The organism is Neoroseomonas oryzicola (assembly GCF_012163135.1).
Classification (GTDB): Bacteria; Pseudomonadota; Alphaproteobacteria; order Acetobacterales; family Acetobacteraceae; genus Neoroseomonas; species Neoroseomonas oryzicola.
On record NZ_JAAVUP010000003.1, the window covers coordinates 549,020 to 570,540 of the forward strand.

20 protein-coding genes are annotated in these 21,521 nt (G+C 71.9%); 7 read left to right on the top strand and 13 right to left on the bottom strand.

Annotated elements, in window-relative coordinates:
- Positions 1-10: 10 nt before the first annotated feature.
- The 11 genes from GWK15_RS14150 to hrpB form a co-directional block, all read right to left on the bottom strand.
- A complete protein-coding gene (locus GWK15_RS14150) occupies positions 11-1,183 on the bottom strand; it encodes an amidohydrolase (protein WP_168041970.1) in 1,173 nt (390 codons plus the stop codon).
- Between the two features lie 108 nt (positions 1,184-1,291).
- Positions 1,292-2,623, bottom strand: coding sequence for an aspartate aminotransferase family protein (locus tag GWK15_RS14155; RefSeq protein WP_168041971.1), 1,332 nt, complete (start codon positions 2,621-2,623; stop codon positions 1,292-1,294).
- 38 nt (positions 2,624-2,661) lie between these two features.
- Positions 2,662-3,912: a NupC/NupG family nucleoside CNT transporter gene (locus GWK15_RS14160; protein ID WP_211844122.1), complete on the bottom strand. Its 1,251-nt coding sequence runs from the start codon at positions 3,910-3,912 to the stop codon at positions 2,662-2,664.
- Positions 3,909-5,399, bottom strand: a complete 1,491-nt coding sequence (gene rmuC, locus GWK15_RS14165) for a DNA recombination protein RmuC (protein WP_245211632.1) — start codon at positions 5,397-5,399, stop codon at positions 3,909-3,911. The genes GWK15_RS14160 and rmuC overlap by 4 nt, the downstream gene beginning before the upstream one ends.
- Positions 5,400-5,467: 68 nt before the next feature.
- The gene (locus tag GWK15_RS14170; RefSeq protein ID WP_168041972.1) at positions 5,468-6,079 is read right to left on the bottom strand and encodes a carbonic anhydrase; all 612 of its coding nucleotides are present in this window, start codon (positions 6,077-6,079) and stop codon (positions 5,468-5,470) included.
- A gap of 178 nt (positions 6,080-6,257) precedes the next feature.
- Positions 6,258-7,835 carry a bifunctional phosphoribosylaminoimidazolecarboxamide formyltransferase/IMP cyclohydrolase gene (purH, locus tag GWK15_RS14175; protein ID WP_168041973.1) on the bottom strand — a complete coding sequence of 526 codons (1,578 nt, stop codon included), beginning with the start codon at positions 7,833-7,835 and terminating at the stop codon, positions 6,258-6,260.
- A gap of 46 nt (positions 7,836-7,881) precedes the next feature.
- Positions 7,882-8,142, bottom strand: coding sequence for a hypothetical protein (locus GWK15_RS14180; protein ID WP_168041974.1), 261 nt, complete (start codon positions 8,140-8,142; stop codon positions 7,882-7,884).
- Positions 8,143-8,200: 58 nt separating this feature from the next.
- On the bottom strand, positions 8,201-9,598 hold the full coding sequence (locus tag GWK15_RS14185; RefSeq protein ID WP_168041975.1) for a sensor histidine kinase: 1,398 nt from the start codon (positions 9,596-9,598) through the stop codon (positions 8,201-8,203).
- Positions 9,599-9,638: 40 nt separating this feature from the next.
- The gene (locus GWK15_RS14190; RefSeq protein WP_168041976.1) at positions 9,639-10,319 is read right to left on the bottom strand and encodes a winged helix-turn-helix domain-containing protein; all 681 of its coding nucleotides are present in this window, start codon (positions 10,317-10,319) and stop codon (positions 9,639-9,641) included.
- Positions 10,320-10,325: 6 nt separating this feature from the next.
- Positions 10,326-11,387, bottom strand: coding sequence for a S1C family serine protease (locus tag GWK15_RS14195; protein ID WP_338147254.1), 1,062 nt, complete (start codon positions 11,385-11,387; stop codon positions 10,326-10,328).
- 32 nt (positions 11,388-11,419) lie between these two features.
- The gene (hrpB, locus tag GWK15_RS14200) at positions 11,420-13,870 is read right to left on the bottom strand and encodes an ATP-dependent helicase HrpB (RefSeq protein WP_338147261.1); all 2,451 of its coding nucleotides are present in this window, start codon (positions 13,868-13,870) and stop codon (positions 11,420-11,422) included.
- 309 nt (positions 13,871-14,179) lie between these two features.
- Between hrpB and metK the strand changes: the two genes are divergently transcribed.
- From metK to GWK15_RS14220, 4 genes are read left to right on the top strand one after another with little or no spacing between them, the layout of a single operon-like run.
- Complete coding sequence (gene metK / locus GWK15_RS14205) at positions 14,180-15,367, top strand: methionine adenosyltransferase (RefSeq protein ID WP_168041978.1); 1,188 nt, start codon at positions 14,180-14,182, stop codon at positions 15,365-15,367.
- A gap of 4 nt (positions 15,368-15,371) precedes the next feature.
- Positions 15,372-16,028, top strand: a complete 657-nt coding sequence (locus tag GWK15_RS14210) for a class I SAM-dependent methyltransferase (RefSeq protein WP_168041979.1) — start codon at positions 15,372-15,374, stop codon at positions 16,026-16,028.
- Complete coding sequence (gene trmB, locus GWK15_RS14215; protein ID WP_168041980.1) at positions 16,028-16,768, top strand: tRNA (guanine(46)-N(7))-methyltransferase TrmB; 741 nt, start codon at positions 16,028-16,030, stop codon at positions 16,766-16,768. Before GWK15_RS14210 ends, trmB begins: the two co-directional genes overlap by 1 nt.
- Complete coding sequence (locus tag GWK15_RS14220) at positions 16,759-17,517, top strand: SDR family NAD(P)-dependent oxidoreductase (protein WP_168041981.1); 759 nt, start codon at positions 16,759-16,761, stop codon at positions 17,515-17,517. Before trmB ends, GWK15_RS14220 begins: the two co-directional genes overlap by 10 nt.
- Before the next feature lie 3 nt (positions 17,518-17,520).
- On the opposite strand, the gene GWK15_RS14225 is transcribed toward GWK15_RS14220, so the two are convergent.
- The gene (locus GWK15_RS14225; protein WP_168041982.1) at positions 17,521-18,069 is read right to left on the bottom strand and encodes a cytochrome b/b6 domain-containing protein; all 549 of its coding nucleotides are present in this window, start codon (positions 18,067-18,069) and stop codon (positions 17,521-17,523) included.
- Entirely contained in the window at positions 18,050-18,637 is a 588-nt protein-coding gene (locus GWK15_RS14230; RefSeq protein ID WP_168041983.1) for a YceI family protein, read from the bottom strand. The genes GWK15_RS14225 and GWK15_RS14230 overlap by 20 nt, the downstream gene beginning before the upstream one ends.
- 81 nt (positions 18,638-18,718) lie before the next feature.
- Between GWK15_RS14230 and rimP the strand changes: the two genes are divergently transcribed.
- From rimP to GWK15_RS14245, 3 genes are read left to right on the top strand one after another with little or no spacing between them, the layout of a single operon-like run.
- Positions 18,719-19,315, top strand: coding sequence for a ribosome maturation factor RimP (gene rimP, locus GWK15_RS14235; RefSeq protein WP_168041984.1), 597 nt, complete (start codon positions 18,719-18,721; stop codon positions 19,313-19,315).
- A 13-nt stretch (positions 19,316-19,328) separates the two neighbouring features.
- Entirely contained in the window at positions 19,329-20,876 is a 1,548-nt protein-coding gene (nusA, locus tag GWK15_RS14240; protein WP_168041985.1) for a transcription termination factor NusA, read from the top strand.
- Entirely contained in the window at positions 20,860-21,486 is a 627-nt protein-coding gene (locus tag GWK15_RS14245; protein WP_168041986.1) for an RNA-binding protein, read from the top strand. The genes nusA and GWK15_RS14245 overlap by 17 nt, the downstream gene beginning before the upstream one ends.
- The last annotated feature ends 35 nt before the right edge of the window (positions 21,487-21,521 follow it).

Here is a 21,521-nt window from a genome sequence, read left to right on the forward strand (position 1 = left end):
GCACGCGACATCACTCCCGCGACAATTCCTGTTCGGCCAGCCGCGCGAAGAGCGAGGAGCCGAGCGGGATCAGGTCGTCGTTGAAGTCGTAGCGCGGGTTGTGCAGCGAGACGGAGTGCTTCCCGCCATCGCCCTGCCCGATGCCGATGAAGCAGCCCGGCCGCGCGATCAGCATGTAGGAGAAATCCTCCGCCCCCATGCGCGGCACCGGCTTGCGGTGGACCTTCGGTTCCCCGAGCACCGCGACGGCGGCGAGTGCTGCGCGCTCGGCCTGCTCCGCGTGGTTCACGGTGGGCGGATAGCCGCGCTGATAGGAGAGTTCCGCCTTGGCGCCATGCGCCTCGGCCGTGGCGCGTACGACCTCGTGTAGCCGGCGCTCGATCATGTCCTGCACCTCGGGCTTGAAGGTGCGGACGGTGCCGCGCAGTTCCGCGGTCTCGGGGATGACGTTGGAGGCCTCCCCGGCATGGAACTGGCAGATGCTGACAACCGCGGTGTCGATCGGGTCCATCGACCGCGCGACGATGGATTGCGTCGCCACCACGATGTGGGAGGCGACCAGCACCGGATCGACGCATTGCTGCGGGCGGGAGGCATGGCCGCCCTTGCCGTGCACCGTGATGGTGATGCGGTCCGCCGCGGCGAGTGCGGGTCCGGCGAAGATGCGCGCCTCGCCCAGCGGCAGTTCGGGCGAGTTGTGCATGCCGTAGACGGCATCGCAGGGGAAGCGGTCGAACAGGCCTTCCTCGACCATGACGCGGCCGCCGCCGCCGCCTTCCTCGGCGGGCTGGAAGATGAAGTTCACCGTGCCGTCGAAGTTGCGCGTCTCCGCCAGGTAGCGCGCCGCGCCGAGCAGCATGGTGGTGTGCCCGTCATGCCCGCAGGCATGCATCCTGCCCGGGTTGGTCGAGCGATGGCCGAAGTCGTTGGTCTCGGTCATCGGCAGGCAGTCCATGTCGGCGCGGAAGCCGATCGACCGCTTCGAGGTGCCGTTGCGCAGCACGCCGACCAGGCCCGTGCCGGCAATGCCGCGATGCACCTCGATCCCCCAGGATTCGAGCGCCTTCGCGACCAGGTCCGAGGTGCGGTGCTCCTCGAACCCAAGTTCCGGATGGGCATGGATGTCGCGGCGCGTGGCCGTCAGCTCGGGCTGGAATTCGGCGATGCGGTTGATGATGGGCACGGTGTCGGTTCCCGTCGGTCGCTGGCGTTCAGGGGGCGGACCATGCCACCGATGCCGCGGCAGGATTGCGGCATGGGCGGGTCACGATGGCGCGCGCGGTGAGGCGCCTCACAGCCCGGCGACGGCGGCGTCCACCGCGTCCCCAAAGCGTTCCACGATCATGCCGATCTCCTCCGCCGTGCAGACATAGGGCGGGGCGAGGATGACGTGGTCGCCATGCTTGCCGTCGATGGTCCCGCCCATGGGGTAGCAGGCGAGGCCGCGGGCGAAGGCTTCCTTCTTCACACGCTCGTTCACCGCCAGCGCGGGGTCGAAGGTGGCCTTGGAGGCGCGGTCGGTCACCAATTCCACCGCCCAGAACAGCCCCCGCCCGCGGATGTCGCCGACATTGGCGTGGTTGCCGAGGCGTTCCGTCAGCCCCTGTTCCAGCAGCGCGCCCATCGCCTGGACGTTGTCGAGCAGGTTCTCGTCGCGGATCACTTCCTGCACCGCGAGCGCCGCGGCGCAGGCGACCGGGTGCGCCTGGTAGGTGTGGCCGTGCTTGAAGGTGCCCGATCCCTTCGTCAGCGCCTCGATCACGCGGCCATGGACCAGGATGCCGCCGATCGGCTGGTAGCCGCCGCCGAGGCCCTTCGCGATGACCTGGATGTCCGGCGTGATGCCTTCCTGTTCCCAGGCGTGCAGCGTGCCGGACCGGCCCATGCCGGACATCACCTCATCGAGGATGAGCAGCGCGCCGTGGCGCTCGCAGACCGCCTTCATGGCCGGGAAGTATCCCGGCAGCGCGGTGGCGCAGCCGAGCGTCGCGCCGACGATCGTCTCGGCGCAGAAGGCGATGACGTTCTGCGGGCCGAGGCGCTGGAACTCCGCCTCCAGTTCGGCGGCGAGGCGCGCGACGTAGTCCGCGTCGGTCTCCCCGTCGCGCCGGTCGCGATAGGAGTAGCAGGGCGAGACGTGGCTGAAGGCGTCCGACAGGATCGGCGCGTAGGGCGCGCGGCGCATGGCGTTGCCGCCCGCCGCCAGCGCGCCGAGCGTGTTGCCATGGTAGGATTGCCGCCGCGCGATGAACTTCGTGCGCTGCGGCTGGCCGGCCTCGATCGCCCATTGCCGGGCGATCTTCAGCGCCGCTTCCATCCCTTCCGAACCGGACGACACGAAATAGGCGTGCGTCAGCCCGCCCGGCGCGTGGCCGACCAGCATGTCCGCCAGCCGCTCGGCGCTTTCGGCCGTGAACAGTGCGGTATGCGCGTAGCAGAGCCGGTCGATCTGCGCCTTCATCGCCGCGACGACATGCGGGTGGCCATGGCCGAGGCAGGCCACCGCGGCGCCCCCGGAACCGTCGATCACCTCATGCCCCGAGGCGTCGCGCAGCCAGATTCCCCGCCCGGAGGCGGCGATCGGCGGGGCTTCGCGCAGGTTGCGGTGGACGATGTGGGTCATGGGACGGGGCTCCTTCGGCCCCGCATCCTGCCCCGCGTTCAGGGCGGAGTCAGCACCCCGACAACCGCCCCGGTCATGCAGCAGGCGATGGTCCCCGAAATCAGCGAGGGAAGGCCGAGCTTCACGATGTCCGTCCGTCGTTCCGGGCACATCGCCGTCATGCCGCCCACCATGATCCCGACCGAGCCCAGATTGGTGAAGCCGCACAGCGCATAGGTCAGCACCAGGCGCGAGCGTTCCGACAGCCCCGCCCCGCCCGAGGCGGCGAGTTCCAGGTACGAGACGAATTCGTTGATGATCATCTTCACGCCGAGCGAGGAGGCGACGGTCGCCGCCTCGCTGGCCGGCACGCCCATCGACCAGGCGACCGGCCAGAGCAGCCAGCCCGCGATCTTCTGCAGCGTCAGCCCCGTGAGCGGTTCCAGCGCCAGGTTCACCAGCGCCACCAGCGAGACGAAGACGATCAGCGCCGCCATGATGCCGAGCAGCAGGTCGAGCCCATCCTTGGTGCCCTGCACCAGCGCATCCATGGTGCTGTCGTAGAGCTTCTCGGGGATGCCCGTGGTGCCGTCGGTCGCGACCTCGCCATCCGCCGGTGGCATCATCAGCACGGCGGCGAGGATCGAGGCGGGGGCGGCGATCAGGCTCGCCGTCAGCAACTGCCCCGCCGCATCGGGCACGACGGGGGAAATGATCAGCGCATAGACTACCAGCGTATTGCCGCTGATGGTCGCGAGGCCCGCGGTCATCACCACGAACATCTCGGACCGCGTGAGGCGCGCGAGCCAGGCGCGGATCATCAGCGGCGCCTCGACCATGCCGACGAAGACGTTGGCCGCCACGCTGAATCCCGTGGCGCCGCCGATGCCGAACAGCCGCGTCAGCACGCCTGCCATGTGCCGCACCACCCAGGGCAGCGCGCCCCAATGGAACAGCACCGCCGAGAGCGCGCCGACCACGAGCACCAGCGGCAGCGCCTGGAAGAACAGGATGAAGGAGGAACCGGGGCGGTTCTCGGTGAAGGGCAGCGGCCCGCCGCCGAGATAGCCGAAGACCAGCGAGGTTCCCGCCCGCGTCGCCGTCGCCAGCGCGTCCACCGCGTCGCCGAGGAGGAAGAAGCTCGCCCGCACCGGCGGCACGTTCAGCAGCACGGCGGCGAGCAGCAGCTGCAGCCCGATCCCCGCGACGATGACGCGCGCCTTCACGCCCGGCCGGAACCCGCCCAGCGCCCAGGCAAGGGCGCAGAGCAGCAGCAGCCCCGCTGCCGATTGGAGCTGAAGCAGGCTCACGATTCATCCCCCTCGCCGGGCGGTTCCTCGGCTTCGGCCTCGAGCTCGAGCAATGCCGCCGCGCGCGATCCGTCCACCGCATCCACCGTGCGCAGCTTGCGCGCCACCGCCCGCGTGCGGACCTGCGCCGCGTCGATGGTATTGCCCACCGCCGTCACCTGCTTGCGGAGCCTTGCCAGCACCTCGTCCATCCTGCCCATCTCGGCCTTGGTGGCGCCGAGCAATTCGCGGACCAGATCGGCCTTCTCCCCCAGGGCGATGGTCACATGGCCCATCTGGATGGTGCGCAGCATGGCCGGCAGAAGCGAAGGGCCGAGCACCATCACGCGGTTCACCCGGCCGATCTCCTCGATCGCCCCGGGGATGCGGGCGATCTCGGCGTAGAGCCCCTCGGTCGGCAGGTAGAGCACGGCGAATTCCACCGTCAGCGGCGGGCGGATGTATTTCGCGGCGATCTTCGCCGCTTCCGCGCGCACCCGCTGCTCCAGCGCCCGCCGCGCGGCCTTCTCCGCCTCGGTGTCGCCGGCGTCGGAGGCGATGACCAGACGGTCCCAGTCCTCGGTCGGGAATTTCGCATCGACGGCGAGGAAGACCTCGCGGCCCTTCTCGTTCGGCATGCGGATGGCGAATTCCACCGCCTCGGCGCTGTCCTCCGACAGCTTCTTGTTCGTCTCGTAGGAGCCGGGCGGGAGGATGTCGTCGAGCAGCGCGCGTACCTGCGCCTCGCCCCAGCCGCCGCGCGTCTTCACATTCGAGAAGAGCCGCTTGATGTCGACGATCTGCGTGGTGACCGCCTGCACATCGCCCATCGCCTTCTGCACCGCGGCGAACTGGTCGATGACGCGCGCGAAGCTCTCGTTCATCTGCTTCTCGACGGCCGACTGCAGCTGCTCGTTCACCGTCTTCTGGATCTCGGCCAGGCGCGCCTCGTTGCCCTCGCGCAGTTCCTTCAGCCGCGCGTCCAGAAGGTCGCGCGCGCGGGTGTTCTCCGCCGCCAGCACCTCCTGCAGCTTCGCCAGCCCCTCGGCGAAGGCGAGGCGTATCTCGGCGATGCCCTGCGTGACGTCGCGCCGCAGCAGCGCCGTATCGTCCTTGTGCTCGGTCAGCGCCTTCACCACGCTCGCGCGCTGCTCGGCCATCGCGTCGCGCGCGGCCTGGGCATCAGCCGCCAGGCGTTCGAGCAGCGCCGTCTCCAGCGCGCCGAGCCGGTCGGCGATGCGCGTCATGCCCTCGCCCAGCGCCCGCGTCTGGTCGATGGCGCCGGCGGCGACGCGCTCCCCGATCGCCGCGGCCTCCCGCGCCAGGCCGCGCTCGAATTCCGCCGGCAGGGCGGCGATGCGCTCGCCCTGGCGGTCGAGGACCGATTGCAGGTCGGTCAGCCGCTGCGCCAGCACCGGGTCCGTCGCCGGCCGGCGCAGCAGCAGCACGAGCACCAGCACCGCCACGAGTGCGATGCCGCCGAGCAGCGCCAGGCTTTCCGTCGCCATGAGGACCCCCCGAATCGAGGCCCCGAGTCTCGCACCCCGCCCCGCGCGCTGGCGAGGCCCGCCGTGGATCAGCCCTCCGCGCTGGCGGGCCCCTCGGCCGGGACCAGGACCAGCCGGCCGGTCGCGACGCCGAAATGGGCGCCGTGCAGGCCAAGCCGCCCTGCGGCCACCGCCTCGGCCACCCAGGGAAAGGTCATGAGGTTCGCGAGCGAGATCCGCACAGCCTCGTGCTCGCCGGTCTCCTGGCGGTCCTCCGGCGCGTCGCAGCGCAGTGCGACCTCGCGCGCGCGCTGGGCGATGCTGATCCAGCCCTGGACGAAGTCGCGCGCCTCGGGCGGCGTGCCCTCGATCAGCGCGCGGATGCCGCCGCACAGCGCATGGCCCATCACGACGATGCGCTTCACCTGCAGGACGCGCACGGCGAATTCCACCGCCGCGCTGGTGCCGTGGAACAGTGCATCCGGCATGTAGGGCGGGACGAGATTGGCGACGTTGCGCACGACGAACAGCTCGCCCGGGCCTGCCGAGAAGATCATCTGCGGATCGACGCGGCTGTCCGAACAGGCGACGACCATGGTGTGCGGGCGCTGGCCCTGGGCGGCCAGCTCCTCGAAGCGCGCGCGCTGCTGGGGCCAGGTTTCCTGTCGGAAGCGACGGTAGCCGGCGACGAGCTCGTCCATGATCCGCGTTCCCCGACCGGAGGGTCCCTGCCCCTCCGGGCCACCCCGCCAGAGGCCGAAGGGCCTCTGGACACCGTTACCGCGCCACCCCCTTCAGGGCGGCACAAAATGATGGTTCCCAAAGGCCTTTCGGCCTTTGGCAGGGTGGGTCCGGGAGGGGCGGCGCCCCTCCCGCCCATCAATGCCGGAAGTGCCGCATCCCGGTGAGGACCATCGCCAACCCTGCCTTGTCCGCCGCCGCGATCACCTCGGCGTCGCGCATCGACCCGCCGGGCTGGATCACCGCCGTCGCGCCCGCGGCGACCGAGGCCTCGAGCCCGTCGGCAAAGGGGAAGAAGGCGTCCGACGCCACCACGCTGCCGCGCGCGAGCGGTTCCGCCAGGCCCGCGGCCTTGGCCGCCTCCTCGCTCTTCCAGCCCGCGATGCGCGCGCTGTCGACGCGGTTGGGCTGGCCGCCGCCGATGCCGACCGTCGCCTCGCCCTTCGCATAGACGATGGCGTTCGACTTCACGTGCTTGCAGACGCGGAAGGCGAAGAGCAGGTCGCGCAGCTCGGCGGCCGAGGGCGCGCGCTGCGTCACCACCTTCAGCGCCGATGCCGCGACATGGCCGGCATCGCGCGACTGCGCGAGGAACCCGCCCGAGACCGACTTGAAGGTCATCCCCGGCGCCGCCGGGTCCGGCATGGCGCCGGTCAGCAGTAGGCGCAGGTTCTTCTTCCGCGCGAAGATGGCGCGCGCCGCCTCGTCCGCGTCAGGGGCGATCACCACCTCGGTGAAGATGGCGGCGATCTTCTCCGCCGCCGCGGCATCCAGCACGCGGTTCGCCGCGACGATGCCGCCGAAGGGCGAGACCGGGTCGCACAGGAAGGCGCGGTCCCAGGCGGTCACTAGGTCCTCGGCCACCGCGACGCCGCAGGGGGTGGCGTGCTTGATGATGGCGATGGCCGGGCGGTCGAACTCGGCGACGCATTCGAAGGCCGCGTCGGTGTCGTTGATGTTGTTGTAGGACAGTTCCTTGCCCTGCACCTGCGTCGCCGTGGCGATGCCGGGGCGGTTGGTGGCGTCCACGTAGAAGGCAGCGGACTGGTGCGGGTTCTCGCCGTAGCGCAGGCCCTGGCGCAGCACGCCCGGCAGCGACAGCCGCGGGGGGAAGTCCTGGCCCTCCTGCCGCGCGAACCAGGCCGAGATCGCCGCGTCATAGGCCGCCGTGCGCGCATAGGCCGCGGCCGCGAGGCGCCGGCGCGTCGCGCGCGTCGTGCCGCCCTGCGCCTCGATCTCCGCCTGCACCTCGGCGAAGTGCTGCGGTTCGGTCAGCACCGCGACGCCGTCGTGGTTCTTCGCGGCGGAGCGGATCATCGCCGGGCCGCCGATGTCGATGTTCTCGATGCAGTCCTCGAAGCCCGCGCCCTTCGCGACCGTCGCCTCGAAGGGGTAGAGGTTGACCGCCACAAGGTCGATCGGCGCGATGGCGTGCTTGTCCATCTGCGCGAGGTGTTCGGGAAGGTCGCGCCGGCCGAGGATGCCGCCATGGACCTGCGGCACCAGCGTCTTCACCCGCCCGTCCAGGATCTCGGGGAAGCCGGTGTGGTCCGAGACGTCCTTCACCGGCACGCCGGCCTCCCGCAGGGTGCGGGCGGTCCCGCCGGTGGACAGGATCTCGACCCCGCGGGCGGCGAGGAAGCGGCCGAAGTCGATCAGCCCGGTCTTGTCCGAGACGGAGAGCAGGGCGCGGCGGATGGGGAGGATGTCGCTCATGGGCCGGGCGCATAGACCCGGGCGGGCCGGGGGGCAATCCGGCGGATCAATCCCCGCCGCGTGCCGCCCGGATGGCCCGCCGCAGCTTCGCGACGCCGGTCCGCGTGTGGCCCGTCTCGCACAGGTGGATGCCGTCGGCCGCGAGGCTGCGCGCCGGTTCCTCCCGCGATCCGGGCAGGGCGGCGAGGCGGACGGCCAGCTCGGTGCAGTATTCCTTGCTGTCCGAGGTCACGCGGGCGGGAGGTTCGACCCCACCCAGCGCGGCCGGCGTGCCGAGCATGACGAGGCCTGCAAGCAGGATGCGCATCGATCCTGCACTGCCACAGCACGTCCTGCCGCCCCGTGGCGTGCCGATGACCTTGCGTTCATGCGGGCCCGATGCGGATCGTCGCGCGCAACCCCGGCGTGCCGCCGAGCTCCTCCGGCGCGTCCTCGAGCACCAGGTCGCCGCCATGCAGCCGCGCCACCGCCTGCACGAGGGACAGGCCAAGCCCCGAGCCCGGCGTGGCGCGCGAGGAATCGGCGCGGAAGAAGCGCGTCCCGGCGCGGGCGCGGTCCTCGGGCGCGAGGCCCGGCCCGCTGTCCTCGACCGCGATCTCGATGCGTTCGCGCGGCAGGGCGCGGGCCGTGAGGCGCACGCGGCCGCCCTCGGGGGCGAATTTCAGCGCGTTGTCGATCAGGTTGCCCGCCGCCTGGGCCAGCAGGTCGCGGTCGCCCACGGTCTCGAGCGCGGCCGGCAGGTCGGTCTCCAGCGACTGGCCGCGCGATTCCGCCACCACGCCGTAGAATTCGGCGACGTCGGCGAGCACCGGCGCGAGGTCGATCGGCGCGAAGGCGGCGCGGCGCGAGCCGGCCTCGGCTTCCGCGATGCGCAGCAGCGCCTCGAAGACGCGGGTGATGTTGTCGAGGTCGGTGATCCCGCGCTCCATCGCCGCGCGCAGCGTCTCGGGGTCGTCCGGGCCGACCACCGCTTCCTCGAGCTTCGCCCGCGCGCGGGCGATCGGCGTGCGCAGGTCGTGCGCGATGGAATCCGAGACGCCCCGGATGCCTTCCATCAGCCGGTCGATGCGGTCGAGCATGGCGTTCATGCTCTGCCCCAGCCGGTCGAACTCGTCGTTGCGCGGGGACAGCGGCACGCGGTGCGAGAGGTCGCCCGAAGCGATCGCCTCGGCGGTCTGCGCGGCGGGCAGCAGGCGCTGTTCCAGGGCGCGGCGCAGCACCGCCGCCCCGGTGACGGCGAAGATCAGCGCCGCGAAGGCCGACCAGGCGATGCCTTCGGCCAGCAGGTCGCGCAGGCGCTGCTTCTCCGTCACGTCGCGCCCGACCGCGAGGCGGTAGCCGTTGCCGAGCTCCATGACGTTGAGCCGCGCCTCGGTCGTGAGGCCGTCGCGCTGCACCGTGTCGAAGGCCCAGTCCGTCCCCGCCGGCACGCCCTGCGGCCAGCGGTCGAGATTCCCCGCGAGGCGCCGCCCCTCGGGGTTGATCAGCAGGTAGATCGAGTTGCCCTCGACATCCGAGGCGAGGCGCTCGCCGATGGCTTCCGCGACGGCGGCCGACCCGGCCTCGCGCCAGCGTTCCACCAGGCTCAGCGCATCCGTGCGCAGCGCCGCGTCGGTCTGCCGGTCAAGCGAGCCGGCGGTGGCGTACCAGAAGACCAGCGCGAAGACCGCGGTGGCGCCGATGAAGATCAGCGCGAAGCGGACGGCGAAGCGGAAGCCGGCGCTGCGCAGGAAGCGCAGCAGCGCCTCGAGCGTGCCGGGCATGCCGGGCGCGGGAAGGGGCGGGGCGGTGATGGCGCCCCCCTCAGCCCTCGGCGCGGATCATGTAGCCGGCGTTGCGCACCGTGTGGATCAGCGGCTTGTCGAAGCCCTTGTCCACCTTCTGCCGGAGCCGGCTGACATGGACGTCGATGACGTTGGTCTGCGGGTCGAAATGGTAGTCCCACACCTTCTCGAGCAGCATGGTCCGCGTCACGACCTGGCCCGCGTGCCGCATCAGGTGCTCGAGCAGGCGGAACTCGCGCGGCTGGATCTCGAGCCGCTTGCCCCCGCGCGTGACGGTGCGCGAGAGCAGGTCCATCTCGAGGTCCGCGATCTTGAGCCGCGTCGCGGGGGCTTCCACCGTCGGGCGGCGGCCCAGCGCCTCGACGCGCGCGAGCAGCTCGGCGAAGGCGAAGGGCTTGACCAGGTAGTCGTCGCCGCCCGCCTTCAGCCCCTTCACGCGTTCGTCGACCGCGCTCAGCGCCGAGAGGAACAGCACCGGCGTGCGGTTGCCCTGGCCCCGCAGGGTCTCCACCAGCCGCACCCCGTCCACCCCGCCGGGCAGCATGCGGTCCAGCACGAGGATGTCGAACTGCTCCGATGCCGCGAGGAACAGCCCGTCGCGTCCGTTCGCCGCGTGCTCGACATTGTGGCCGGCTTCCTGGAGGCCCTTGCGCACGAAGCGCGCGACCTCCGCATCGTCCTCGACCAGCAGGATGCGCATGACGTTTCAGCCTTGATTGTCGTTGGGGCGGCGCCCGATCTGCACCGCGATGTCCTGCTGGCGCCCGCCACGCGTGAGGGTGAGGCGGACCGTCTCGCCCGGCGGCAGGCCCGCCACCCCGCGCACCAGCGCGCGGGAGGTCGCGATCGGCTGCCCGTTCAGCGCGGTGACGAGGTCGCCCTGGCGCAGCCCGGCGCGCGCGGCGGGGCTGCCGCGCTCGACGCCCATGATGAGCGCGCCGCGCTGCCGCCGGCCCTGTTCCTCGGCATCCGCCACCGACACGCCGAGCCAGCCGCGGTCGACACGCCCGTCCTTGATCAGCGCTTCCACCACCGGCCGCGCGAGGTCCGAGGGCACCGCGAAGCCGATGCCGGCCGAGGCGCCGGAGGGCGAGTAGATGGCCGTGTTGATGCCGATCACCTCGCCCGCCATGTTGAACAGCGGCCCGCCGGAATTGCCCGGGTTGATCGGCGCGTCGGTCTGGATGAAGTCGTCGAACGGCCCGGCGCCGATGTCGCGCCCGCGCGCCGAGATGATCCCGCTGGTGACGGACCCGCCGAGGCCGAAGGGGTTGCCCGCCGCCATCACCCACTGCCCGACCCGCACATTGGCCGACACACCGAGCGACACGGCCGAGAGCGGCCCGCGCGGCGTGATCTTGAGCAGCGCGATGTCGGTGAGCTCGTCCACGCCGACGACGCGGGCGGGGTATTCGGTGCCGTCCTGGGTCGTGACCGTCACGCGCGTCGCGTTGCCGACGACATGGCCGTTGGTGACGATGATGCCCGAGGGCTCGATGATGAAGCCCGATCCCGCCCCCTGGACCAGCTGCCCGCGCCGCCCGCGGTCGAGCGGCGTGCCGCGCAGTTCCGTGGCGGGCGGCTGCTCGCGGCTGGTGACCTGGATGCTGACGACCGCCGGCAGGACGCGCTCGGCGAGGTCGGCGAAGTCCGGCAGCCCCCGTTGCGCGCTGGCGGGGCCGGAGCAGGCGGCGAGGGCGGCCGGCAGCAGCAGCGCGAGGCGCCGGGGCAGGCGGGTCGAGTCGGGGCGAAGGGCGTTCACGGTCACGTCGGGCAATCTGCGATGGCGCGGGGCGGGGTTCAACCGGAAGCCGCCGCCGGGTCCTCCGGCCAGGGGTGCCGGGGGTAACGGCCGCGCATCTCCTTGCGCACCTCGGACCAGGCGCCCTTCCAGAAGCCGGCGAGGTCCCCGGTGACCGCGATCGGCCGTCCGGCGGGGGAGAGCAGCGCCACCTGCAGCGGCACCTTCCCGCCGGCGAGCGGCGGCAGCCCCGCGAGGCCGAACAGGTGCTGGGCGCGGGCCTCGAGCGTCGGGACCTCCCGCGCATAGTCGATCGCCGCCGACCGGCCGCCGGGCAGGGCCAGCCGCGCGGGCAGGGCGGCGTCGAGGGCGCGGCGCTTCTCCCAGGGCAGAGCGTCGAGCAGCAGGCTCGTCGCGTCCAGCGCGCCCAGCTCCGTCAGCCGCGACCGGCCGTGCAGGTGCGGGGCGAGCCATGCCGCGGCCGTGGCGGCGAGCGTGGCATCGGAGACATCCGGCCAGGCCTCGCCCTCGACCTTGCGCATCCAGCCGATGCGCGCCTGGGCCTGGCGGGCGGCGTCGGTCCAGTTCAGGTCGCGCAGGGACCGTTCCGCCGCCGCTTCCGCCAGCGCGGCCGCGACGGCCGCCGGGTCGGCATGCGCGAGCGGCGCTTCCTCGAGCACCAGCGGGCCGAACATCAGCCGCCGCCGGGCGACCACGGCGCCCGCCCGCGCGTCGAAGGCCGCGCCCTCCTCGCGCCGCAGGCGTTCGGGGAAGCGCTGTTCCAGCACGGCGCGCTCGATCGGCGCGGCCATGCGGATGCGCGTCTCGGTGCCCTGCAGTTCGAGGTCGGCGACCGCCAGCAGCGGCTTCTTCGCCAGTGGATCGGTCGCCGGCAGTCGCGCCCCCTGGCCCGAGGCCAGCCGGAAGGCGCCGTCCATCGCGCCGCGCTTGGCTGCGATCCGGTCCGGGAAGCCTGCGGCCAGCAGGGCGCCCGCATCGCCGTCCGGCGCCACGGCGCCGTGCACCCGCAGCCGCCGCCGGTGCAGCGCTGCGGCCCGGCGGATGCGGTGGATCGTCCCATGGTCGGCATCCGCCCGGTCCCGCCCATGCAGCAGGTCGAGCCGCAGATGCACGTCGGACGGGGCCTCCCGCCCCCGGATCGGGTCCCGTTCCTCGAGCAGCGCGGCGAGGTCCGCGGCCATCGCCCGTTCCCCGTCATCGGCCGCCGCGATCAGCATCCGCGCGAGCCGCGGATGGGTGCCGAGCCGCGCCATGCGCCGCCCCGTCTCGGTGATGCGCCCCTCGCCGTCCAGCGCATCGAGGTCCCGCAGCAGGGCGCGCGCCGCCTTCACCGTCCCGGCCGGCGGCGGGTCGAGGAAGGCGAGCGTCCCCGGCTCCGCCCCCCAGGCCGCGCAGTCCAGCACCAGGGACGACAGTTCCGCCTCCAGCATCTCCGGCCGGTCCGCCAGCGGCAGGCCCCGATGCAGCGCCTCGGTCCAGAGCCGGATCGCCACCCCCGGCGCCTGGCGGCCCGCACGGCCGGCCCGCTGTTCCGCGGCCGCCTTGCCGATGCGCAGCGTCATCAGGCGCGACAACCCGCTCGCTGGGTCCAGTCGCGGCGCCCGCCGGAACCCGCCATCCACCACGATCCGCACCCCGGGCACGGTCAGCGAGGTCTCGGCGATCGAGGTCGCCAGCACCACCTTCCGTCGCCCGCCGGGGGCGGGGTTCAGCGCGATGTCCTGTTCGGCCGGCGGCAATTCGCCATGCAGCGGCACCACCAGCGCGTCTAGGCCCGACAGCCGTTCCTGGGTGCGGCGGATCTCCCCCCAACCGGGCAGGAAGGCGAGCACGTCGCCGGGATGCTCGCGCAGCGCGTCGCGGATCGCCCCGGCCATGGCCTCGGGCAGTTCCCGGCTCTCCTTGAGGTCGCGGGCACGATACTTCAGCTCGACCGGGTATGCGCGGCCGAGGCTCTCGATCACCGGGCAGCCGCCGAGCAGCCCCGCGAAGGCCGCGCCGTCCAGCGTCGCGGACATCGCCAGCAGCCGCAGTTCCGGGCGCAGATTGGCCTGCAGGTCGAGGCACAGCGCCAGCGCCAGGTCGGTGTCGAGGTTGCGCTCATGCGCCTCGTCGAACAGCACCGCGGCGACGCCATCGAGGCCCGGATCGGATTGCAGGCGGCGGACCAGCAGGCCCTCGGTGACGACCTCGACCCGCGTGCGGTCCGAGACCATGCGGTCGAGACGCGTGGCGAGGCCCACCGTTCCGCCGGGCTGCGCCTCGCCGACCATCTCGGCCATGCGGCGCGCGGCGGCGCGGGCGGCGACGCGCCGGGGTTCCAGCACCAGGATGCGGCCGCCTTCGGCCCAGGGCTCGTCCTTCAGCACCAGCGGCACCAGCGTGGTCTTGCCGGCGCCGGGCGGGGCGACCAGGACGGCGTTCGAGCCGTCGCGCAGGGCGGCGGTGAGGGCCGGCAGGGCCTCGGAGACAGGAAGGTCAGGGGCGATCACGCCGGGCGTGTAGCCGAATGGGGGCTCCGCCCCCAAACCCCCGCCGAGGGCCGAAAGGCCCTCGGAACCCAATTTTCCGCCCATCGGGGGAAGCGCGTTCTCCTTCAGGGCTGGCGCCCGGAAACGGGTTCCGAGGGCCTTTCGGCCCTCGGCGGGGTGGTCCGGAGGGGCGGCGCCCCTCCGCGAACCCCCTGCCTTGACCCCGCCACACCCCCTTGCGATACGCCCCCGTCCCGGATTCCCCGGGCCCAGCCTGCCGGGGCGCCCCGCGGGCGTTTCCCCCGCGACAAGAGGCCGAACCAAGCCATGCGCGATACCGGCGAGTACCTGTTCACCTCCGAGTCCGTCTCGGAAGGCCACCCCGACAAGGTGGCGGACCGCATCTCGGATACGGTCCTCGATGCCTTCCTCACGGCCGATCCCTATTCGCGCGTGGCCTGCGAGACGCTGGTGACGACCAACCGCGTCGTCCTCGCCGGCGAGGTCCGCGGCCCCGGCTCCGTCACGCCCGAGTACCTGATGCATCTCGCCCGCATGGCGATCCATGACATCGGCTACGAGCAGGACGGCTTCCACTGGCAGCACGCCGACATCGCCTGCCACCTGCACGCCCAGTCCGCGCACATCGCGCAGGGCGTGGACGCCGCCGGCAACAAGGACGAAGGCGCCGGCGACCAGGGCATCATGTTCGGCTACGCCTGCACCGAGACGCCGGACCTCATGCCCGCGCCGCTGTACTACGCGCACATGATCCTGCGCCGCATCAGCGAGATGCGCCGCAACGGCGACGTCGCGGTGAAGGGCCTGCTGCCCGACGCCAAGTCCCAGGTCACGCTCAAGTACGTGGACGGCAAGCCGGTCGCCGCGACCTCGGTCGTCGTCTCGACCCAGCATGTCGAGGGCATGGAGCAGGCCGAGATCAAGCGCCTGCTGCACCCGATCGTCGCCAGCACGCTGCCCAAGGGCTGGATGTGCCCGGACAACGAGTTCTACGTGAACCCGACCGGCCAGTTCGTGATCGGCGGGCCGGACGGCGATTGCGGCCTGACCGGGCGCAAGATCATCGTCGACACCTATGGCGGCGCGGCCCCGCATGGCGGCGGCGCCTTCTCGGGCAAGGACCCGACGAAGGTGGACCGCTCGGCCGCCTATGCCGCGCGCTACGTCGCGAAGAACGTCGTCGCCGCTGGCCTCGCGGACAAGTGCACCATCCAGGTGTCCTACGCGATCGGCGTGTCCAAGCCGCTGTCGGTCTATTTCGACCTGCATGGCACCGGGCGCGACGTCGACGAGGTGAAGCTCGCCAAGGTCGTGGACGGCTTGGTGAACCTCTCCCCGCGCGGCATCCGGGAGCACCTGCACCTCAACCGCCCGATCTACGTCCCGACCTCCGCCTACGGCCATTTCGGCCGCACGCCGGATGCCGAGAAGGGCACCTTCACCTGGGAGAAGACCGACCTGGTGGAGGAGCTCAAGCGCGCCTTCGGCCGCTGAGACCATGGACGTCGCCGAGGCCTTCCGTTCCATCGGGATCACGAAGGACTACGGCGGCCTCGACCTGTCCGCCCTGCCGGTCGACTGGCAGGGCTGGAACTCCGAGCACGGCATCTTCCGCACCGTGCTCGACCAGACCCGGGCCGGCCTCGTCATCGAGGTCGGCACCTGGAAGGGCGCCTCGGTGCGGCACATGCACCAGGTCTCCCGCCGCCTCGGCCTCGCGACGCAGTTCATCTGCATCGACACCTGGCTGGGGTCGAATGTCGAGCATTGGCTCGAGCCCGAATTGCGGAAGAGCCTGAACCTGCGCCACGGCTACCCGGACATGTTCCCGCAGTTCCTGCGCAACATGGCGGCCGCCGGCATCATCGACGACGTCTTCCCGCTGCCGATGACGACGACGGGCGCGGCCTACCTGCTCAAGCGGCTCGGCATCGTCGCGGATGCGATCTATGTCGATGCGGGGCATGAGGAGGAGGAGGTCGCTCTCGACCTGCGCCTCTATCACGACCTGCTGAGGCCGGGTGGCGTCCTGTTCGGCGACGACTACGATTCCTCCTGGCCCGGCGTGGTGTCCGCGGTGAACCGCTTCGCTGCCGACCACCGCTACATGCTGCAGACCGCCTGGCCGAAGTTCATGATGGTGAAGCGCGCCTGATGCACGGAACCGCCACCGGCCCCGACCGTCCGCCCCTCGCCGAGGGCGTCCCCGACCGCCTCTATGGCCGCCGGCGCGGCCACCCGCTGCGCCCGCGCCAGGAACGCCTGCTGAACGAGGCGCTGCCCCGCTTCCGCCTGACCGTCGCGGAGGCCGTGGCGTGCCGCAACCTGTTCCCCGGCGCCGCCGATCTGTGGCTCGAGGTCGGCTTCGGCGGCGGCGAGCACGCCCTCGCGCTGGCCGAGGCGAATCCCGCCGTCGCGCTGATCGCCTCCGAGGTGTTCGAGAACGGGCTCTGCTCCCTGCTCACGCGCATCGTGCCGGAGGGCGAGGAAGCCACCGCCCCGGTGCCCGAGCGCCTGCGCCTCTGGCCCGAGGATGCGCGCCACCTGCTGACGGCGCTGCCGGAAGGCGCGCTCGGGCGGCTATATTTGATGTTCCCCGACCCCTGGCCGAAGGCGCGGCACGCCAAGCGGCGCTTCGTGCATCCCGCCATGCTGCCGGTCGTCGCCCGCGCGCTGCGCCCCGGCGCCGAATGGCGCATCGCCAGCGACGACCCGACCTACCAGGGCTGGGTGGAGGAGGTCCTGGCCGACCAGACCTTCTTCCTGCGCCGCGACCTCGCGACCGGCACGCGGCCCGCGGGCTGGCACCCGACGCGCTACGAGGCGAAGGCGATCCGCGAGGGCCGCACGCCGCACTACTGGACCTTCGTCAGGAGCGAGGTGCCATGCAGCTGAACGGTGCGGTCGCGCTGGTCACCGGCGCGGGATCGGGCCTCGGCGCCGCGACGGCCGAGGCGCTCCTCGCCGCCGGCGCGCAGGTTGTCGCGATGGACCTGAATGCGGAGGGCCTCGCCGCGCTCGCCGCGCGCTGCGACGCGACGCCCGTGGTCGGCGACGTGACGAGCGAGACGGATGTGTCGGCCGCGCTGGAAGCCGCGAAGGGCCTCGGCCCGCTGCGCCTCGCGGTGAATTGCGCGGGCATCGCGCCGGCCGCGCGCGTCGTCGGTCGCGGCGGCGCGCATGACCTCGCGCTGTTCGAGAAGACGCTGCGGGTGAACCTGGTCGGCACCTTCAACGTGCTGCGGCTCGCCGCGCAGCGGATGCAGGCGCTGGACCCGACCACACCGGACAACGAGCGCGGCGTGATCGTGAACACCGCCTCCATCGCCGCCGAGGACGGGCAGGTCGGGCAATGCGCCTATGCCGCCTCCAAGGCCGGGGTGATGGGGCTGACGCTGCCGGCGGCCCGCGAACTCGCGAAGTCCGGCATCCGCGTCGTGACCATCGCGCCGGGGCTGTTCGAGACGCCGATGCTCGCCGGCCTGCCCGAGGCCGCACAGGCCGCGATCCGCGCCCTGCCGCCCTTCCCCGCGCGGCTCGGCAAGCCGGAGGAATTCGCCGCAATGGTGCTGGCGATCTGCGCCAATCCGCTGCTGAACGGCACCACGCTGCGCTTCGATTCCGCGCTGCGCCTGCCGCCCTGAGGCTCAGCGCCCGAGCATCGCCCGCAGCACCCGCCGCCCCTTGAGGTGATGGTGTATAGCCGCCGCCGCATGCCCCGTGGCGAGCAGCACCAGCGACCAGGCCGCGACCTCGTGCACCGGGCGGATCATCTTGTAGAGCGCCTCATCGGCCGGCAGCAGGTGGGGCACGGGGATGAGCAGGAAGAGCGTCGTCTCGATCTCCCCCGGCGCCGTGCTGGCGGACAGGTAGCCGAGCACCGGCACCGCGATCAGCAGCAGGTACAGCACGATGTGCCCCGCGGCCGCCAGGCGGTGCTGCCAGGGCGGGATCGTCGGATCCTCGGCCGGGCGCCCGCGCCGCGCCCACAGCCAGAGCCGCCACAGCACCAGCGGCGGCACCAGCAGCCCCAGCGTCTTGTGCACCTGGTAGGCGATGATCTTCTCGAGCAGCCGTGTCAGCGGCAGCGCGACCATCACCAGCCCGATCGCGAAGGCCGCGAGGACCAGCCCGGCGACGATCCAGTGCAGCCGGCGCTGCGCCCCGGACCAGCCGTCAGACGAGGAGGCGGACACGCACGGCAAGGCGGATGGTGTCCGAGATCGCCGCCTGGTCGGCCGTCATGCCGAACTCGGAGCGCTTCATGTCGCCGGCGGCGGAGAATTCCGCGACCTCCCGCCCCAGCGCCGGGTCCATCTTGCGCTCGAGCAGCCGCGCCTCCATCCGGTGCGGCCGGGTGATGCCGCGGATCGTCAGGTTCCCGGCGAGGAAGAAGCGCGCGAGCGTGCCTTCGCCGGTCGCCGCGCCGTCGAAGGTCGCCTCGGGGTATTTCTCCACGTCGAAGAAGGCGGGGGAGCGCAGCAGGTCGACCGCGCCGGGATAGGCGAGTGCGACGGCCCCGGTGCGGACGGTGACCTCGACATTGGTGGTCAGCGGCCGGTCCGGATCGATGAGGAGTTCGCAGGAGAAATCCTCGAACCGCCCGGTGGAACTGAGCACGCCGAGATGCCGGGCGACGAATTCCAGCCGGCCGACATTCTGGTCGAAGACGTAGCGGGTGCGGGCCGCCGCCGGGCGGATGAGGGGCAGGGTGCCGAGCACGCCCGCCACCAGGGTCCGCCGCCGCATCGGGATATGCGCCATGACAGGCCTCCTCCGGCGGCGATCATTTCGGTCCGCGGCGCGCCGGTGCAAGCCCGCTTGCATGTTTCGGTCCGAAATGTCATGAAGCGGCCAACATCTCATCCGGACCGAACGGGGGGTGGCCTTGCAAGGGGCCGCCTTTTTTGTTGCTTGAACGACACCGCCGACCTGCCGCGGCATGACGGGCTCGAAGCCCGCATCGCCGAGGCCATCCTGCCCACCCTGACGCATCTGGGCTACGAGCTCGTGCGCGTGCAGGTGTCGGGCAAGGAGACGCCGACCGTGCAGATCATGGCCGACCGCGCCGACGGCGCCATCTTCACCGTCGACGATTGCGAGGCGATCAGCCACGCGGTCGGCGCGGTGCTGGACGTGGCCGACCCAATCAAGTCCGAATGGACGCTCGAGGTCTCCTCGGCGGGCATCGACCGGCCGCTGACGCGCGCCAAGGACTGGAACCGCTTCGCCGGGCATGTCGCGACGCTCGAACTCGCCATCCCGCAGGACGGACGCAAGCGCTACCGCGGCATCGCGCTCGGCGCGGATGCCGAGGTCGCGCGGATGCGCCTCGACGACGGGACCGAGGTCGCGTTCCGCCGCGACAACATCCGCAAGGCCAAGCTGGTCCTGACCGACGAACTGATCGCCGCCACCGCGGCACCCCAGACGCCCAACTGAGAGGATAGGCATCATGGCCATCGACGTCGCCATCGCCCGCCCCGAATTGCTCCAGGTCGCCGACGCCGTCGCGCGCGAGAAGATGATCGAGCGCGACGAGGTGCTCGAGGCGATGGAGCAGGCCATCCAGAAGGCCGGTCGCGCCAAGTACGGCCATGAGAAGGACATCCGCGCCGTCATCGACCGCAAGAACGGCGAGGTGAAGCTCTCCCGCTGGACCGAGGTGGTCGAGGCCGAGCCGGTCGAGAACGAGGCGACCCAGATCCCGGTCCGCATCGCCCAGAAGATCAAGCCCGGCATCCAGGTGGGCGAATTCATCGTCGACCCGCTGCCGCCGATCGACTTCGGCCGCATCGCCGCGCAGACCGCCAAGCAGGTGATCGTCCAGCGCGTGCGCGAGGTCGAGCGGTCCAAGCAGTTCCACGAATACAAGGACCGCGTGGGCGAGATCATCAACGGCATCGTCAAGCGCACCGAGTACGGCAACCTGATGGTGGACCTCGGCCGCGCCGAGGCCTTGCTGCGCCGCGACGAGACCATCCCCCGGGAGGCCTTCCGCAACGGCGACCGCGTGCGCGCCTACATCTACGACGTGCGCGAGGAACCGCGCGGGCCGCAGATCTTCCTGAGCCGCACGCATCCCGGCTTCCTCGCGAAGCTCTTCGCCCAGGAAGTGCCCGAGATCTACGATGGCATCATCGAGATCAAGGCGGTCGCCCGCGACCCGGGTTCGCGCGCCAAGATGGCCGTGATCAGCCGTGATTCCTCCATCGACCCGGTCGGCGCCTGCGTCGGCATGCGCGGGTCCCGCGTGCAGGCGGTGGTGGCGGAACTCCAGGGCGAGAAGATCGACATCATCCCCTGGTCCCCCGATTTCGCGACCTTCATCGTGAACGCGCTGGCGCCGGCGGAAGTCTCCAAGGTCGTGCTGGACGAAGACGGCAAGCGCTGCGAGGTGGTGGTCCCCGACGATCAGCTGTCGCTCGCCATCGGCCGCCGCGGCCAGAACGTGCGCCTCGCCTCCCAGCTGACGCGCTACGACATCGACATCCTGACCGAGGCAGAGGAATCCGAGCGCCGGCAGGAGGAATTCCGCAAGCGGACCGGCCTGTTCGTCGAGGCGCTGGACGTCGACGACGTCATCGCCGGCCTGCTGGTGCAGGAAGGCTTCGGCACCATCGAGGACATCGTCCAGGTGGAGGACGAGGAACTCGCCGGCATCGAGGGCTTCGACGAGAACGTCGCCGCCGAGCTCAAGCGCCGCGCCCAGGCCTTCCTCGAGAAGCGGGACGGCGAGCTGGACGAGAAGCGCCGCGAGATGGGCGTCGTGGACGAACTCGCCGAGATCGGCGGCTTCAGCCCCGCCATGATGGTCGCGCTGGGCGAGAAGGGCGTGAAGACGCTCGAGGACCTGGCCGACCTCGCCGGCGACGAGCTGATGGAGATCCTCGGGGCCGAGGTGGTCGACGAAGAGACCGCCAACGCCATCGTCATGGAGGCGCGCCGCCGCGCCGGCTGGTTCGGCGACGAGGAAGAGGGCACGGGTGACGGCGACGCCTGATCACGACCCGGCGGACGAGGAGGAGGCGCCGGAGACCGGCCCCCTCCGCCGCTGCATCGCCACGCGCGAGGTCGGTCCGAAGGAACGGATGATCCGTTTCGTCCTTGGGCCGGAGCGCGTGCTGGTGCCGGATCTGGCAGGGAAACTGCCGGGCCGGGGAATGTGGTTGAGCGCGCGGGGCGATGTGCTAGAAGGCGCGGTGAGCCGCGGGGCCTTCAATCGGGCCGCGCGCGGGCCCGTGACGCTTCCCTCCGACCTTCGTGCGCGGATCGAGGACGGTCTTCGCGCCCGCGTCCGCGACCTGCTGGGCCTGGCCCGGCGGGCGGGACAGGCGGTTTCGGGGTGGCAGGCCGCGCGCGAATGGCTGCAGGCCGGCCGCGCGGGACTGCTGGTCCAGGCTTCGGATGGGAGCCCGGCGGAGCGCGAGCGCTTCGGGGGGCGGCACCTTCCGGCGGTGACGCCGCTGACGGCGGCGGAACTCGGCGTGGTCTTCGGGCGCGACCACGCGGTGCATGTGGTGGTGGCGCCCGGCCGGCTGGCGGAAGCCATCCGGGTCGAGGCGGAGAGGCTGGCGGGCATCGCCGTCACTCGGCCGGAGCATGGGATTTGAGGGTCGTGCGCTGGGCACGGCCCTGTCGTTGTGTT